We start from the raw sequence: 15,339 nt of genomic DNA, 5'->3' as shown, positions 1-15,339 counted from the left end.
GTCCACAGTCTCCCGATTGTCTCGGGCGCCGAATGGTTACGCTCGAAGACGTGAGCAGGCTCCAGGTCGTCAGTGGCAAGGGCGGGACCGGTAAGACGACGGTCGCCGCGGCACTCGCCCTCGCCCTCGCCACGGCAGGGAAGCGGACGCTTCTCGTCGAGGTGGAGGGCCGGCAGGGCATCGCGCAACTCTTCGAGACGGAGGCGTTGCCCTATGAGGAACGCAAGATCGCCGTCGCCTCGGGGGGCGGTGAGGTGTACGCACTGGCCATCGATCCCGAACTGGCCCTTCTGGACTACCTCCAGATGTTCTACAAACTGGGGGGCGCCGGACGGGCCCTGAAGAAGCTCGGCGCCATCGACTTCGCCACCACCATCGCGCCCGGCCTGAGGGACGTGCTTCTCACCGGCAAGGCGTGCGAGGCGGTTCGGCGCAAGGACAGGAACGGGCGGTTCGTGTACGACCACGTCGTCATGGACGCCCCGCCCACCGGACGCGTCACCCGCTTCCTGAACGTCAACGACGAGGTCGCCGGGCTGGCCAGGATCGGCCCGATACACAATCAGGCACAGGCCGTCATGCGGGTGCTGAAATCGCCGGAGACGGCCGTGCACCTGGTGACGCTGCTCGAGGAGATGCCCGTCCAGGAGACCGCCGACGGTATCGCCGAACTTCGGGCGGCGAAGCTGCCGGTGGGGCGGGTCATCGTCAACATGGTGCGCCCCGAGGTGCTGGACGAGGACGGGCTGGAACTCGTACGGACCGTGACCCGTTCTTCTGTTGCCCGGTCGTTGTCCGCCGCCGGGCTCGGCGGGGCGCGGCGCGGTGGGCACGCCGAGCGGCTGGTGGGTCCGCTCCTTCAGCAGGCCGAGGAGTACGCCGAGCGGTACGCGCTGGAGCACGAGCAGCGCGCGGTCCTCGGTGAGCTCGATCTGCCGCAGCACGAACTGCCGTTGCTCGCCGAGGGCATGGACCTCGCGGGCCTGTACCAACTGGCCACCGAACTGCGGAAGCAGGGGATCGCATGAGTCCGGACCAGGCTCACGACCAGGGAAGCACCCGGCGCCGTCTGTCCCCCGCGCCCGTGCTGGACCTCGATCCGCTGCTCGACGACCCGGCGACCCGCATCGTGGTGTGCTGCGGCTCGGGCGGCGTCGGCAAGACGACCACGGCTGCGGCGCTGGGGCTCAGGGCGGCCGAGCGGGGCCGCAAGGTGGTGGTCCTCACCATCGACCCGGCGCGCCGGCTCGCCCAGTCCATGGGCATCGACTCGCTGGACAACACCCCGCGCCGCGTCAAGGGCGTCGAGGGCGACGGCGAACTGCACGCGATGATGCTCGACATGAAGCGCACCTTCGACGAGATCGTCGAGGCGCACGCGGACGGCGACCGGGCGACCGCGATCCTGGGCAACCCGTTCTACCAGTCGCTCTCGGCGGGCTTCGCGGGCACGCAGGAGTACATGGCGATGGAGAAGCTGGGGCAGCTGCGCGCGCGGGACGAGTGGGATCTGATCGTCGTCGACACCCCGCCGTCCCGCTCGGCGCTGGACTTCCTGGACGCGCCGAAGCGGCTCGGGTCGTTCCTGGACGGCAAGCTGATCCGTGTCCTGCTCGCGCCCGCCAAGGTCGGCGGACGCGCGGGGATGAAGTTCCTGAACGTCGGGATGTCGATGATGACCGGCGCGCTCGGCAAGCTGCTCGGCGGACAGCTGCTGAAGGACGTGCAGACGTTCGTCGCGGCGATGGACTCGATGTTCGGCGGCTTCCGCACGCGCGCGGACGCCACGTACAAGCTGCTCCAGGCGCCCGGTACTGCGTTCCTGGTGGTGGCGGCTCCCGAGCGGGACGCGCTGCGGGAGGCCGCGTACTTCGTGGAGCGGCTGGCCGCCGAGGACATGCCGCTGGCCGGGCTGGTGCTCAACCGCGTGCACGGCAGTGGCGCCGCCCAGCTGTCGGCCGAGCGGGCACTGGCCGCCGCGGAGAACCTCGACCTGGTCCATGCCCGCGCGGCAGAAAATCTTGAAGAGACCGGCATTGTGGATCAGGACGGCGGGAAAGCTGGACTTCGTAACTCTCCCGACACGTACGGCAGTTCAGAATCTCCCGCAACCGATCCGGAGCGCGGCGCCCCCACCGGCGCGGACCGGACCACGGCAACCGACACGGACCGGACAGCGAACGCCGACGCGCACACCGGCGCGGACTCCGACGCGGGCGCGGACCGGACCGTGGACGACCTCACCGCAGACCTGTTGAGGCTGCACGCGGAACGCATGCACCTGCTCTCCCGCGAGCAGCGCACGCGTGACCGCTTCACCGCGCTGCACCCCGAGGTGGCGGTGTCCGAAGTGGCCGCGCTGCCCGGTGATGTGCATGACCTCACTGGACTGCGGGACATCGGGAACCGGCTCGCGGCCAACCGGCCGGAGCTGCCTGAGGCTGCCGACGCCTGAGCCGAGGGTTTCCCTCAGCTCACCGCCGCATAGTTCTCGTACATCTGGTCGTCGTCGAGCGGCAGGATGCCCGCCCCACGCTCGTACTCCGAACGCGCCGTCTCCAGGAGCCGGCGCCAGGAGGTCACGGTCGGCCGCCTGCGCAGCAGTGCGCGGCGCTCGCGCTCGGTCATGCCTCCCCACACGCCGAATTCGACGCGGTTGTCGAGCGCGTCAGCCAGGCATTCGGTGCGTACCGGGCATCCGGTGCACACCGCCTTGGCCCTGTTCTGCGCTGCTCCCTGAACGAACAGTTCATCCGGATCGGTAGTGCGGCAGGCAGCCTGCGCACTCCAGTCGGTTACCCAGCCCATACCGGCGCCGTCCTCTCCCGAATCGAGGCTCCCCCACGGCGGCTGCGGCATATTCACCGCTGCCAGTTGAGGACGTTACGGAAGGTGGGCACAGCGCAACACCCCCTTCGGGCCCAATCTTGAATGGCCCGAACGGACTATGCGTAAGCGGCAGATCACCCGGGGGAGTGAGCCCGCGACATATGCGACTTTCCCGGCAAGCGGGACAGTTCAGTTGAGTCACAACGGACGCCGGGTGACACACAAGGCGGATTCGGACACGCCCCCACCAAAAAGTCGGGGAACCTCCGGAACGATTCGGGGTCGCCGGACGTATTGATACGTAGCCCTGCTGCTGTGACAGTTGAGAGCAGCTTAGGCCAAGGCATTGACGCGTGTCCGGCGAATGAGAACGTAGGCTGCCCTCATGCCAAAGAAGCGCTCGGGCGGTGGTCTGTCGCCAACGCAGCAGGCCGCCAAGTTCCTCGGTGTCAGTGTGCTCGCGGGAGCCCTGCTGGCCGGTATCGCCCTGCCCGCGGTCGGCGCGCTGGGCCTCGCCACCAAGGGGTCGGTTGAGTCGTTCGACGAACTCCCGGCCAACCTCAAGACACCGCCGCTGAGCCAGCGCACCACGATCCTCGACGCCGAAGGCGGCCAGATCGCCACGGTCTACTCGCGTGACCGCACGGTGGTCGATCTCAAGAACATCTCGCCGTACATGCAGAAGGCGATCATCGCGATCGAGGACTCGCGCTTCTACGAGCACGGGGCGGTCGACCCGAAGGGAGTGCTGCGCGCGCTCAACCAGAACGTGCAGAGCAGCGGGGTGTCCCAGGGAGCCTCGACGCTCACGCAGCAGCTCGTGAAGAACGTCGCGGTCGAGGAGGCCGGCGACGACCCGACGAAGGTCGCGCAGGCCACCCAGCAGACCATCGGCCGCAAGATCAAGGAACTGAAGTACGCGATCCAGCTCGAGGAAGAGCTCAGCAAGAAGAAGATCCTCGAGAACTACCTGAACATCACCTTCTTCGGCGAGCAGGCGTACGGCGTCGAGGCCGCCTCCCAGCGCTATTTCTCCACGCACGCCAAGGACCTCACCCTCCCGCAGGCGGCGCTGCTGGCCGGCCTCGTCCAGTCGCCCAGCCACTACGACCCGGTGAACAGCCCGCAGGAGGCCACCAAGCGTCGTAACACCGTGCTGAAGCGCATGGCCGAGGTCGGGGACATCTCGACGGCCGCGGCGGCCGCGGCGCAGAAGGCCCCGCTGGGCCTGAAGGTCAAGGAGCCGAAGAACGGCTGCATCACCGCCGTCAAGGGCGCCAGCTTCTTCTGCAAGTACGTGGAGCGCGTCTTCCTCAGCGACCCGGTCTTCGGCAAGACCAAGGAGGAGCGGGCGAAGGTCTGGAACCGGGGCGGTCTGACGATCCGGACGACGCTCCAACCGCAGGCCCAGAAGTCCGTACAGGACTCGCTCAAGGACCACGTCTACAAGTCGGACAAGGTCGCTGCGGCCGCCACGCTCGTCGAGCCCGGCACCGGCAAGATCCTCGGCATGGGCCAGTCGAAGCCCTACGGCTACGGCAAGAACGAGACCGAGTACAACTACTCGGTCAACTCCTCCATGGGCGGTTCGAACTACGGCTTCCCGACCGGTTCGACCTTCAAGCCGTTCGTGGCCGCGGCCGCGCTCGAGGAGGGCCGCCCGGCGAACCAGCAGTACTCGTCGCCGTACCAGATGGAGTACCCGAGCCCCGTCCAGACCTGTGGCAGCAAGCCGTGGGTCAACACGAACAGCGAGAAGCTGGAGAACGAGAGCGAGTCCGAGAAGGGCCCGTTCCAGCTGAAGAAGGCCATGGAGCTGTCGGTCAACACCTACTTCGTGCAGATGATCTCCGACATCGGTCTGTGCCCCGTGGTGAAGATGACCGACGCGCTGGACGTCGTGCAGGGCAACGGTGACAAGCTCCCCGAGGTGCCCGCCATCGCCCTCGGTTCCAAGGGCATCTCCCCGCTGACGATGGCCACCGCCTACGCCGCCTTCGCCTCACGCGGCATGTACTGCACCCCGATCGCCATCGAGTCGATCACCCAGAAGGTCGGCGAGCAGCAGAAGTCGCTGGCGGTCCCGAAGTCGACGTGCTCCCGGGCCATGTCCGAGAAGACCGCGGACACCGTCAACACGCTGCTGAGCGGTGTGGTCGACTCCGGTACCGGCCAGCAGGCGGGCCTGTCCGGCCGTGCGAACGCCGGCAAGACGGGTACGACGGACTCCCGCAAGAACGCCTGGTTCGTCGGCTACACCCCGAACCTCGCGGGCGCCGTCTGGGTCGGCAGCGCCACCCAGAAGGTCGAGATGACCAACATCAGCATCGGTGGCGTCTACCACGCCCAGGTCTACGGCGGCGACACCCCCGGTCCGATCTGGCGCGACGCCATGACCGGCGCCCTCGCCGGCAGGGAGGCCCCGTCCTTCAACCTCGTCAACATCCCGAACCCGCCTGCCAAGGACCGCGGCGACGGCGACAGCAACAACGACGGTGACAACGGAGACAACAACGCGGCCACCGGGGGCGACGACGGCGGCTTCCTCAGCGGTCTGCTCACCAACGGCGGCTCGACGAACGGCGGCAACTCGACCAACGGCTCCGACGGCGGCACCTTCTTCCAGGGCCAGACCAACGGAAACGGCAACGGAAACGGCGGGGGGCGCGGCTGAGGCCGAACGCCCGGCCCCGAGGCTGAGCCGATACGGAGACCGGGAACCGGAACGGGACCGGGGAACCGGAACCGGAACGGGACCGGGACCGGGACCGGGAACACAGCAAACGGCCCCTGCTTCTCGTACGAGAGTTCTTCTCGTGCGAAGAGAGTGGGGGCCGTTCGTCATACGGGCCCAGGACCGGGGCCGGGGCCGGGGTCGAGGCCGGTGGCTCGAGGGAGGCGGGAAACGGCGTCAGCCCGCCTCGCCCCGGCGGAAACCGGCGTCAGCCCGCGAGCAGCTTCTTGACGACCGCGGCGACGCGGCCACCCTCGGCCAGGCCGGCCACCTTCGGGTTCACGATCTTCATGACGGCGCCCATCGCCCGCGGCCCCTCGGCACCGGCGGCCTTCGCCTCCGCCACAGCCTGGGCGACGATCTCGTTCAGCTCGTCTTCGCCGAGCTGCTTGGGCAGGTAGGTGGCGAGCAGCTCGCCCTCCGCCTTCTCCCGCTCGGCCGACTCGGCCCGACCACCCAACGCGAAGGCGTCCGCGGCCTCGCGGCGCTTCTTCGCCTCCTTGGTGATCACCTTGAGCACCTCGTCGTCGGAGAGCTCGCGCTTCTCCTTGCCCGCGACCTCCTCCTTGGTGATCGCGGTGAGCGTGAGCCGGAGCGTCGAGGAGCGCAGCTCGTCGCGCTCCTTGATCGCGGCGTTGAGGTCTTCGTGCAGCTTCGACTTGAGCGTGGTCATGGGTCCGATTGTCGCAGGTGTGGGTGGCCGCCCGCCCGCCGATTTAAGGGGCGGCGGGGCAAGGGGTGTTGGAGGCGTCTGACACGATGGACGTATGCGCGCGCGATACGGAGTACCTCTGTCCATGGTGGCGGCCGGCGCCGCCGGTCTGGTGTACGCGGCGGGTTTCGAAGCCCGCTCCTTCCGCCTGCGGCGGGTGACGGTCCCCGTCCTGCCCGCCGGGATGCGCCCCCTGCGCGTGTTGCAGGTCTCCGACATCCACATGGTCGGCGGGCAGCGCAAGAAGCAGCGCTGGCTGCGCTCCCTGGCCGGTCTGCGTCCCGACTTCGTGATCAACACGGGCGACAACCTGTCCGACCCGGAGGGCGTGCCCGAGGTCCTCGACTCCCTCGGCCCGCTGATGGAGTTCCCGGGCGCGTACGTCTTCGGCTCGAACGACTACTACGGCCCCACGCTGCGCAATCCCGCCCGCTATCTCTTCGAGAAGGCCCAGGGACGCCACGGCCTGAACGGCAACGCGGCCGCGGTCGGCGTGGTCCACAACCCGTGGGAGGACCTGCGCGACGGTTTCGACGCGGCGGGCTGGCTGAACCTGACGAACACCCGGGGCGTGCTGAAGATCGAGGGCGTGTCGATCGAACTGACCGGCCTGGACGATCCGCACATCAAGCGCGACCGCTACGCGCGTGTGGCGGGCGGCCCGTCGGCCTCGTCCGACTTCTCGATGGGCGTGGTGCACGCGCCGTACCTGCGGGTCCTGGACTCCTACACGGCGGACGGCTATCCCCTGGTCCTGGCCGGCCACACCCACGGCGGCCAGCTCTGCATCCCCTTCTACGGCGCCCTGGTCACCAACTGCGACCTGGACACGGACCGGGTCAAGGGCCTGTCGACACACACGGCGGAGGGACATACGTCCTACCTGCACGTGTCGGCGGGATGCGGAACAAGTCGCTACACCCCGGTGAGGTTCGCCTGCCCGCCAGAGGTGACGCTGCTGACGCTGGTCGGCAAGGAGTAAGGACCCCGGGGGCTGGCCCGGACCCCTGACGGGGGCGGATGCGAGGGCCGGGCGGACCTGACCCCTGCGCGGGGTGGACCTCTGGGCCGACCTTGGGCCGGGGCGGATGCCTGGGCCGGGCGGGCCCCACGGCGGGGGAATTCCTGGGCTGGGCGGATGCCAGGCGGGGGCGGATGCAAGACCGGGCGGGCCCTGGGAGGGGTGGATCCCCGGGCGCCACGGACCCCGGGCCGGAGGGATGCCAGGGCCGGAGGGATGCCAGGGCCGGAGGCATGTCAGGACCGGAGGCATGTCAGGGCGGGCGGAGATTCCCCCGAACGGCCCTCCCGTATCGCCCCTTTTGTAACCCTTGCCTAGCGTGAAGGCATGACCGCGCCGATACCCAGGGACATCCCGGATCTGCCCGCGATACCGCGGACCCACGCGCTCCTGCTCTCGTCCGTCCCCGCCTCGGCGGTGGTGGCCCGCGTACACCGTCCACTGGCCGCCGTCCTACGCCTGCTGCTGGCCGGCACCGCGGCCGCAGGCGTGACGCTCGCCCTGATGCTCGGCAGCCCCTTGCGGGTCCTGAGTCACTTCGCGATCCAGAGCAACATCCTGCTGGCCCTGGTCACGCTGCTCTCCGCCCGCCGCGCGTGGACGGCCCGCCATCCCCTCCCCGCAGCCCTGACCGGCGCCGCGCTGCTCTACGTCACGATCACCGGCCTGGTCTACCACCTGCTCCTGGCGGACGCGGCCGTCCCCTTCTCGGTGACCGGCACGACGACCGCCCCCACGGGCTGGCACCTGGTCGCCGGACACCTCATCCACACCGTGACACCGACAGCCGCTGTCCTGGACTGGCTGCTGCTGACCCCTCCGGGCCGACTGCGCCTGCGCCAGGCCACCACATGGATGGTCTACCCCGTGGTCTACCTGGCGTTCTCCCTCGGCCGCGCCCAGCTGATAACTCCCGGCACCCCGGGCCGCTACCTCTACCCCTTCCTCGACGTCGAGGCCCACGGATACAAGCACGCCCTCGCCAACGCCCTCCTCGTCGGCCTGTCCTTGTACGCCCTGGCGGTCGTGCTCGTGGCCCTCGACCATGCCCGCCCCAACCCCATCAGCCACCGCGCCAAAACCGGATTTCGTCTCGAGCCACCAGTGGGCTAAAGTAAGCGACGTCGCCGCGACAAGCAGGACAAGCAGCGACATCGGGGTGTAGCGCAGCTTGGTAGCGCGCTTCGTTCGGGACGAAGAGGTCGTGGGTTCAAATCCCGCCACCCCGACAGCTAAACAGCAGTTCAGAGGGCCCTTACCGAGTCGGTAAGGGCCCTCTGGCGTTGCTGCGTGTCTAACTGCGTGACTATCGATTCGTGCGTGGACGGCTGCGTGACTACGACAGCTACGGCCGCCGCGGATCGGTGCCGAAGATACGTCCATGGCGACGGCCCCGGTCTGGATGACGGGCCGGATCTGCTTCCGGTAGGCCTCCTCCGTCACAGTCGTCCCAGAGTGCCCGACGAGCCGCGAAATCACTTCCGACGGGACGCCACGGTCGGACGGCAGCGACACGAAGCTGTGCCGGAGCTCCCGCGGAGTCCACTCGTCGGCGTCGATCCCGTCGACGTCCTTGAGCGCCTGGCGGAAGGCGCGGCGGACGTTGGCGGCATCGAGCGGCTTGCCGACGGCCGAGGAGAAGACGAGGCCGTGTTCTCGTCACCCGCTCCACGAAGAAGGCCCAGGTCATCGACCCGGGCCTTCTTGCTGCGTTTGGCGCTGGTAGATCAGCGCGGCTTTCTCGGAGGACTGGCCGGCGCGCTCGACCTCGCGATCGAGCTCGGCGTCCCGGCGTCACGTATCGACGCGGTCATCTCCTTCGCCCGGGCCGCCTCGATTGGCGCCCGCACCGACGGTGGCATGGCCGGCAACAGCCGAGAAGCCTCAGCCCGACGAAGGACGAACCCGACCCCATCGAGGAGATGCCCGACCGGCCGCGCACCTCCGCCTACTTGAGCGCTGCACCACCCGAATTGTGGTAAGCGACCGTCTTGTTGATCAGGTTTCCGCCGTCGGACTCGACCGATGTCTGTTCTTGCTGCCCTGCACCGAACAGCAGGCCGGCGACATGCGCGTTCGCCACCTGGTCCATGTGCGCGAAGAACCAATCCACCTTGTCGTCCTTGTAATGGTTGAGGGTGTTGTTCTGGGCCATGTTGCCGACGGGGATCTGCCACAGGACCACCGGCTTGCCCACGGATTCGGCCATCGTCTTGTAAAAGCCCAGCGAGGCAGTGGCCTTCTGGTCAGTCCAGAAGTTGTCGTAGCCGCCGTGCTCCGGCTTTGCGTACCAGCCAGCATCGCGGTCCGACACATCGGCGACCAGGAAGTCGGCGTCCTTTGCACCGAGGTTCGCGTAGTCCTTGACGCATCCCTGCGTGTTGCTCTGCCAGTCCCAGCAGGAAAGGTGGAATCCCACGGTGGTGTTCGGCGCATATTTGTGCGCCATCGCGATCAGGCAGCGGGAGAGTCCGGCGGCGCTGTTCTCCTGCGATCCGCAATCCGTCGGATTTGCGCCCGAGACCTTCGCGGCAACCTTGTGCGGATCGCCGAGCGACCGGACGTAGCCCCAGAAATCAGGCTCAAGGTCGATCATGTCGTCCGAGTTGCCGATCTTCTGGAGGAAGAATCGGTAGTCGTTCATATACCGGGTGAGCAGGTCAGCCCTGTTGATGGCCACGACCTCGCCCGGACCGTCGCCCGAACCTGCCAGATCCCCGAGGTCGCGCAGGGAGTACCAGGTCCAGAAGAACTTCTGCGGGCGCGGGCTGCCCTTGTAAGTCGCCTGGGTCACATGATCGTCCCACCAGGTCACGTAGTTGCCGGGCGCCGTGGTGCTGCCGGACCAGCAGCCCCACCAGCTCTTCCACGCATCCTGGCATTTAGCCGCCGAATAGTAGTCCGACGAAGGCGCGGGCTGGCTGTGCACATAGGCGTATCGGACGTCGAACGGCGCGGCGTTCGCCGACTCGTCAGACATCGAGCCGCCGATGAGCACCTTGTTACCCCCCATGAAACGTGTCGTGGAGCTGCCGCCACCGGCCGCAGAAGACGACGCCGCCGACGGGCGCGTGCCGCTCGGAGCCTGGCTTGTGGGAACACTGCCGCCCGTCGCGGTGGGCGTGGGGGTGTTGCCGACGCTTCCGGCCGGGACGAGTTGCCATTGCTGATTGGCGCCGCCCGAGTCGCGGTACTGGACGACCTTGCCCCCGTCAGCCTTGGAGGCCTTGTCGACCTCGACGGCCATCCCACTGAAGCGATTGATCAGACGCACGTAGCCGTCCGACGACTCCGCCAGTTTGAACTGCTGGTTGGTGCCGTTCCGGTCGCTCCACTGCACGATGTCGGAGCCGGCGGTCTTCGACCAGTTGTGGTCGTCCAGCACCTTGCCGGAGTTCCGGTTCTGCAGCCGGTAGTACCCGTCACCCGCGTCGATGAACCGCCACTGCTGGTTGGCCCCGCCGTGACGGCCCCACTGCACCACCGCCGCGCCGTCGTTCGTGGCGAAGTCGCGGCCATCCAGCGCCTTGCCACTGTTGCGGTTGACCAGCACGTACCACGCCTTCGGATCCACGGTTCCCGCTGAGGCCGTGTTGACCACGACAACGGAGCCGGCCACGACAGCCATGACGATGGCCGCCCAGACACTCCGACGCGCGAACAACCGACGGGCACGATGCATCACCTTTCGTTTCCCCGTTTCGGCTGAACGGGACGATCGGCGACGACCGCTGGCGTTGCCGCGCGGCACGACGGCCGCCAGCGCGGTACGCCACCGACGACGCGGGTGAGCGTGGGACATGTCTGTGCTCTCTTTCAGCTGTTGCATCTGACCGGACCACCTGGCCGGACACCACTGAGTGGTCCGGGAAAGCCGAAAGGTTGCCGCGCACGCGAAGATTCACGGATCTTCTTCCGCCTTGATCACTTCCCGTTCGCGGCGGAGCGCGGCACGGCGAACGCCGGCGGTGGCGAACGCCGGCGGTGGCCAACGCCTGATGGCTGTTTCTGTCCCTACCTTTTCCAGGTGGGTTGGTCAGGGATTCGGCCCGGCACAGTTCTGAGTACCGACGGAGCCACACCGCCCGCCCGTCGGCGGTCGGCTCGGCTACGTGCCGCGCGGGGTGAGCCGAGCCGTCAGCCGCCCGCGGTGAATCGTGAAGCGGGCGCGGAGCTTGCAGGCGTCCCTTCGCTCGGACCAGGACGACGTCGCCTCGGGGCTTTCAGGCCGCTTCGGCCGGTAGTTGGCCGGTTCTGGTGGCGGTGACGAGGGCCTGGTGGTCGCGTTCGTTCTGGTCGGCGTAGTGCTCGGCGAACGTCATCAGCGCTCGGTCGAAGCTGTCGCCGGCGCCCAGGTAGGCGGCGATGGCGATGCGGTCACCGGATCTCGCGTGGGCGCGGGCCAGCGTCGCGCCGCACAGGGCGCCGAAGGTGCGCATGCCACGGGGCACCATGTCCTCGGCCGTGGCGACCCACTTCCAGTCCCGCAACTGCCGTACGTAGAAGTCCCGCCGCCGGCCGTCGATGCCCTCGACGCGCTCCCAGCCCAGGAAGATGTCGCTGGTGGCCTGCATCAGCCGTTGCCCGGCGACCACCCGCTCGCCCTGGGTCCGGTACGTGCTCGCCCCCACATGGGGTGCCAGCACCGACTCGTCGGCCTCCTTGGCCTGCAGGAACAGCGGATCCTCGTCGTCCTTGCCGAGCAGGAGCACGATCCAGCAACGGGTGCCCACGCTGCCGACCCCGACGACCTTGCGGGCCATGTCGGCCACTCGGTACTGCTCCAGCAGGAACCGTCGGTCCGACGGGAGGGTCTGGCCGTAGCGCTCGATCAGCCGGCGGATCGCCTGCTCCACGTCGTCGCGCCGGCTGTCCGTCAGCAGGTCCTCGAGAGGGGTGATGAGCGGTGGATCGGGGGCGATGCGGCGCCTGCCGTCGACGACGTGGGTGAGTTTGTCGAAGACCTGAAGGGTGTCGTGCGAGCGCGCCGTGGTCACGGCCTGCGCCCACCGTTCGCGGCCTCGCGCGGAGAGGTCCGGCCCGAAGCGCTCCCGTACGTGGCTGACGTCGAACTGGGTGTACCAGACGGCCAGGTTGCCGAGTCCGGCGAACGACCGCATGCTCTCGCGATAGGACCCGACGGTGGCCCGTACGATCGCGGCCCGCTCCTTGGTGCTGAAGCCGTTGGCCCGGCCCGCTATGGCGAGGCTGGCGGCCAGGCGCTTCACGTCCCACTCCCAGGGACCCGGCAAGGTCTCGTCGAAGTCGTTGATGTCGAACATGAGACGGCGCTCGGGTGAGGCCAGCAGCCGGAAGTTCAGCATGTGCGCGTCACCGCACAGCTGGGCCCGCAGTCCCGTTGTCGGGGTGGCCGCGAGGTCCGACGCCATGATGGCGGCGGCACCCCGGTAGAACCGGAACGGCGACTCGGACATCCTGCCGTAGCGGATCGGGACGAGTTCACGCAGCCGTGACGCCGACTGCTTCTCGATGATCTTCAGCGGGTCCGGCCGTTCCGGCCCGGGAACGAACTCGGCGTGGCTGGAGCGGGGCGCGGCGGCCCGCGCGGCCTTGCCGAGCGCGGCCCGCTCCTGCGGGGAGCGGTGCCGTACGTCGTGTCCGTCCAGGTGATTGTCGGTCGTGGTCATGGCAGCGGCTCCGTGAAGTCGTCCGGCCTACGCAGTGTCGGGTGACGCGTGGTGGGTGACGCGTGGTGAGTGCCCCGAGTCGGGTAACGCGTGGTGGGTGACGGGTGGTGGGTGACGGGTGGTGGCGGTGGCTGTCGGTGTGGGATCGGTGTGGGATCGCCGGCCCGGCGGGTCGAGGGGTTCGGCTGCCTTCTCGGTCGTCAGCGGCCCCGCGTACCCGGCCCCGCCGGTGTGTCCGCTTCCAGGTCATCAGTGATCCGGCCCGCAGACTTCACCCGTCTCGGGTGACCTCCCTCGCCCGGCCACCCCACTGGTTCGGAGATCACGCTGTACGACACCCGACCTCCGACACCCAACATCCGACACCCGACGCCCGCCACCCGACGTCCGACGCCGGCTACTCGACGCCCGCCACCCGCCACCCGCCACCCGCCACCCGGCTGATCTTTCTGGCGGGTCGCGGGGCCGTTCTCGGATGGCGTCATGGCCGTTGTGACAATTCGACAATGACTCCCACAGCGGACAGGAACAAGCGTTCGACGGCGACGCGGATCGTCCTGCTGACGCTCGCGGCGGGCCAGTTCCTGATGGCGCTCGACAGCTCCGTCATGAACGTGTCGATCGCCACGGTGGCCGAGGACGTGAACTCGACCGTGACCGGGATCCAGGGTGCGATCACGGCGTACACCCTCGTGATGGCGATGCTCATGATCCCGGGCGGCAAGGTCGGCGCGCTGATCGGCCGCAAGCGGGCCTTCATGATCGGCTGCGTCGTCTACGGATGCGGGTCACTGACCACGGCGCTCGCCCCGAACCTGACGGTGCTGCTGATCGGCTGGTCGCTCCTGGAGGGGATCGGGGCGGCGCTGATCCTGCCCGCGATCGTGGCACTCATCGCCGGCAACTTCGTCGCGGAGCGCCGCCCCGCCGCCTACGGACTCGTCGCCGCGGCAGGGGCCGTGGCCATCGCCGTGGGACCGCTCATCGGGGGCGTGGCCACGACGTACTTCTCCTGGCGCTGGGTGTTCGCCGGGGAAGTGGTCCTCGTGCTCGGCATTCTGGTGCTCGCCCGGCGGGTGGCCGACGCGGTGCCCGAAACCCGTCCGCGCATCGATCTCGTAGGGGCGGTCCTCTCCGCCCTGGGGCTCGGGATCTTCGTGTTCGGGGTCCTGCGCTCGTCCCTGTGGGGCTGGTTCCGGCCGAAGCCCGACGCACCCTCGTGGCTGGGAGTGTCGCCGGTGGTGTGGCTGGTGCTCGCCGGTCTGTTCCTGATCTGGATCTTCCTCCGCTGGGAGGCCCGGCTCGTCAGAAAGGGCGGGGAGCCGCTCGTGGACCCGGCACTGCTGGGGAACAAGCAGCTCACGGGCGGCCTGACGATGTTCTTCTTCCAGTACCTCGTACAGATGGGCGTGTTCTTCGTCGTACCGCTGTATCTGTCGGTCGCGCTGGGCCTGTCCGCGCTCAAGACCGGTGCGCGCATCCTGCCGCTCTCGGTGACCCTGCTGGCCGCCGCGATCCTCATCCCGCGCCTCCTCCCGCACGTCTCACCGCGGCGCGTCGTGCGGCTCGGGATCCTCGCGATGTTCGCGGGGGCGGTGGTCCTGATGGCCGCGCTCGACGCGGACGCGGGCGCGGAGATCGTCACGATCCCGCTGCTGCTGATCGGGCTGGGCATGGGCGCGCTGGCCTCCCAGCTCGGCTCGGTCACCGTGTCCGCGGTGCCGGACGAGCAGAGCGCCGAGGTCGGCGGCATCCAGAACTCCGTCACCAACCTCGGGGCCTCGATCGGAACGGCACTCGCCGGGTCCATCCTGATCGCCACGCTGACCACGTCGTTCCTGACCGGAGTCGAGGAGAACCCGGCGGTCCCGGCCCAGGTCAAGAGCGAGGCGGGCGCGCAGCTCCAGAGCGGTGTGCCCTTCCTGTCGGACGCCCAGCTCAAGACCGCCCTCGACGACGCCGACGCGAGCCCGAAGGTGACCGACGCCGCGCTCGACGCGAACACCGAGGCACGGATCGACGGCCTGCGCGCGGCACTGGCCGTCCTCGCGCTCACCGCCCTGCTCGCGCTGTTCTTCACCCACCGCATCCCGACGACCCAGCCCGGCTCGGCCAGGAAGTAGCGGACCCGCACCCGCCCACCGAGCGCGGGGCGGGGCCGGCAGGCGCACCGCCGGCGTCAGCACCGAGGACCGTCAGACGCCGCACCGTTCGGCACCGGTCCCTCCCCTCGTGCGGACCGGTGACGAACGGTGCGGCCGGAGTCGAGCCCGCCCGGGCGGCGGGGGTGGGGCGCCCGGGGCGGGGGGGCCCCCCGGACGCCCCGGGGCGGGGGGGGAGACCCCCGCACCCGGCAGGGGAGGACCCCAAAGACGAGGGGTGTTTTTAAGGGAGG

Annotated in this window: 10 protein-coding genes, 1 tRNA gene and 1 pseudogene; 7 read left to right on the top strand and 5 right to left on the bottom strand. The window is 68.9% G+C overall.

Annotated elements, in window-relative coordinates:
• The first annotated feature begins 50 nt into the window (after positions 1 to 50).
• Together ACFWBB_RS05255 and ACFWBB_RS05250 are read left to right on the top strand one after the other, a co-directional pair.
• Complete coding sequence (locus ACFWBB_RS05255) at positions 51 to 1,028, top strand: ArsA-related P-loop ATPase (RefSeq protein WP_385267187.1); 978 nt, start codon at positions 51 to 53, stop codon at positions 1,026 to 1,028.
• A complete protein-coding gene (locus ACFWBB_RS05250; RefSeq protein ID WP_385267184.1) occupies positions 1,025 to 2,455 on the top strand; it encodes an ArsA family ATPase in 1,431 nt (476 codons plus the stop codon). Before ACFWBB_RS05255 ends, ACFWBB_RS05250 begins: the two co-directional genes overlap by 4 nt.
• Positions 2,456 to 2,469: 14 nt before the next feature.
• Here the strand turns inward: ACFWBB_RS05250 and wblA are convergent, their stop codons facing one another.
• Positions 2,470 to 2,808: a transcriptional regulator WblA gene (gene wblA / locus ACFWBB_RS05245; protein ID WP_189927108.1), complete on the bottom strand. Its 339-nt coding sequence runs from the start codon at positions 2,806 to 2,808 to the stop codon at positions 2,470 to 2,472.
• 406 nt (positions 2,809 to 3,214) lie between these two features.
• On the opposite strand from wblA, the gene ACFWBB_RS05240 reads away from it, so the two are divergent.
• Positions 3,215 to 5,503: a transglycosylase domain-containing protein gene (locus tag ACFWBB_RS05240; protein WP_385267182.1), complete on the top strand. Its 2,289-nt coding sequence runs from the start codon at positions 3,215 to 3,217 to the stop codon at positions 5,501 to 5,503.
• Between the two features lie 268 nt (positions 5,504 to 5,771).
• Here ACFWBB_RS05240 and ACFWBB_RS05235 read toward each other — a convergent pair whose 3' ends face one another.
• Positions 5,772 to 6,236 carry a GatB/YqeY domain-containing protein gene (locus ACFWBB_RS05235; RefSeq protein WP_385267180.1) on the bottom strand — a complete coding sequence of 155 codons (465 nt, stop codon included), beginning with the start codon at positions 6,234 to 6,236 and terminating at the stop codon, positions 5,772 to 5,774.
• A gap of 94 nt (positions 6,237 to 6,330) precedes the next feature.
• Between ACFWBB_RS05235 and ACFWBB_RS05230 the strand changes: the two genes are divergently transcribed.
• From ACFWBB_RS05230 to ACFWBB_RS05220, 3 genes are all read left to right on the top strand, one after another.
• On the top strand, positions 6,331 to 7,257 hold the full coding sequence (locus tag ACFWBB_RS05230; protein WP_385267177.1) for a metallophosphoesterase: 927 nt from the start codon (positions 6,331 to 6,333) through the stop codon (positions 7,255 to 7,257).
• 366 nt (positions 7,258 to 7,623) lie between these two features.
• Positions 7,624 to 8,409 carry a Pr6Pr family membrane protein gene (locus ACFWBB_RS05225; RefSeq protein WP_385267175.1) on the top strand — a complete coding sequence of 262 codons (786 nt, stop codon included), beginning with the start codon at positions 7,624 to 7,626 and terminating at the stop codon, positions 8,407 to 8,409.
• A 42-nt stretch (positions 8,410 to 8,451) separates the two neighbouring features.
• Positions 8,452 to 8,525: transfer RNA gene (locus tag ACFWBB_RS05220), tRNA-Pro, on the top strand.
• Between the two features lie 202 nt (positions 8,526 to 8,727).
• On the opposite strand, the pseudogene ACFWBB_RS05215 reads toward ACFWBB_RS05220, so the two are convergent.
• The 3 genes and pseudogenes from ACFWBB_RS05215 to ACFWBB_RS05205 form a co-directional block, all read right to left on the bottom strand.
• Positions 8,728 to 8,940, bottom strand: a pseudogene (locus ACFWBB_RS05215) (tyrosine-type recombinase/integrase); the annotation flags it as partial.
• A 304-nt stretch (positions 8,941 to 9,244) separates the two neighbouring features.
• Positions 9,245 to 10,924 carry an RICIN domain-containing protein gene (locus ACFWBB_RS05210; RefSeq protein WP_385267469.1) on the bottom strand — a complete coding sequence of 560 codons (1,680 nt, stop codon included), beginning with the start codon at positions 10,922 to 10,924 and terminating at the stop codon, positions 9,245 to 9,247.
• A gap of 595 nt (positions 10,925 to 11,519) precedes the next feature.
• Positions 11,520 to 12,944, bottom strand: a complete 1,425-nt coding sequence (locus ACFWBB_RS05205; RefSeq protein ID WP_385267172.1) for a DUF2252 domain-containing protein — start codon at positions 12,942 to 12,944, stop codon at positions 11,520 to 11,522.
• A gap of 506 nt (positions 12,945 to 13,450) precedes the next feature.
• Between ACFWBB_RS05205 and ACFWBB_RS05200 the strand changes: the two genes are divergently transcribed.
• Positions 13,451 to 15,067 (top strand): MFS transporter, encoded by a 1,617-nt coding sequence (locus tag ACFWBB_RS05200; protein WP_385267170.1) that lies wholly within the window; start codon positions 13,451 to 13,453, stop codon positions 15,065 to 15,067.
• Positions 15,068 to 15,339 lie beyond the last annotated feature (272 nt).

Origin of the sequence: Streptomyces sp. NPDC060000 (assembly GCF_042737375.1) — a bacterium.
In the GTDB taxonomy this organism is placed as follows: Bacteria; Actinomycetota; Actinomycetes; order Streptomycetales; family Streptomycetaceae; genus Streptomyces.
The sequence above is the reverse complement of the archived record's forward strand: the minus strand, read 5'-3'. Positions and strand labels throughout refer to the sequence as shown.

What these genes read in the sequence shown, in the direction of transcription:
- ACFWBB_RS05210 (WP_385267469.1), bottom strand. Translation starts at nt 10,924, where the DNA reads ATGGCTGTCGTGGCCGGCTCCGTTGTCGTGGTCAACACGGCCTCAGCG.
- ACFWBB_RS05250 (WP_385267184.1), top strand. Translation starts at nt 1,025, where the DNA reads ATGAGTCCGGACCAGGCTCACGACCAGGGAAGCACCCGGCGCCGTCTG.
- ACFWBB_RS05235 (WP_385267180.1), bottom strand. Translation starts at nt 6,236, where the DNA reads ATGACCACGCTCAAGTCGAAGCTGCACGAAGACCTCAACGCCGCGATC.
- ACFWBB_RS05240 (WP_385267182.1), top strand. Translation starts at nt 3,215, where the DNA reads ATGCCAAAGAAGCGCTCGGGCGGTGGTCTGTCGCCAACGCAGCAGGCC.
- ACFWBB_RS05205 (WP_385267172.1), bottom strand. Translation starts at nt 12,944, where the DNA reads ATGACCACGACCGACAATCACCTGGACGGACACGACGTACGGCACCGC.
- ACFWBB_RS05230 (WP_385267177.1), top strand. Translation starts at nt 6,331, where the DNA reads ATGCGCGCGCGATACGGAGTACCTCTGTCCATGGTGGCGGCCGGCGCC.
- ACFWBB_RS05200 (WP_385267170.1), top strand. Translation starts at nt 13,451, where the DNA reads ATGACTCCCACAGCGGACAGGAACAAGCGTTCGACGGCGACGCGGATC.
- wblA (WP_189927108.1), bottom strand. Translation starts at nt 2,808, where the DNA reads ATGGGCTGGGTAACCGACTGGAGTGCGCAGGCTGCCTGCCGCACTACC.
- ACFWBB_RS05225 (WP_385267175.1), top strand. Translation starts at nt 7,624, where the DNA reads ATGACCGCGCCGATACCCAGGGACATCCCGGATCTGCCCGCGATACCG.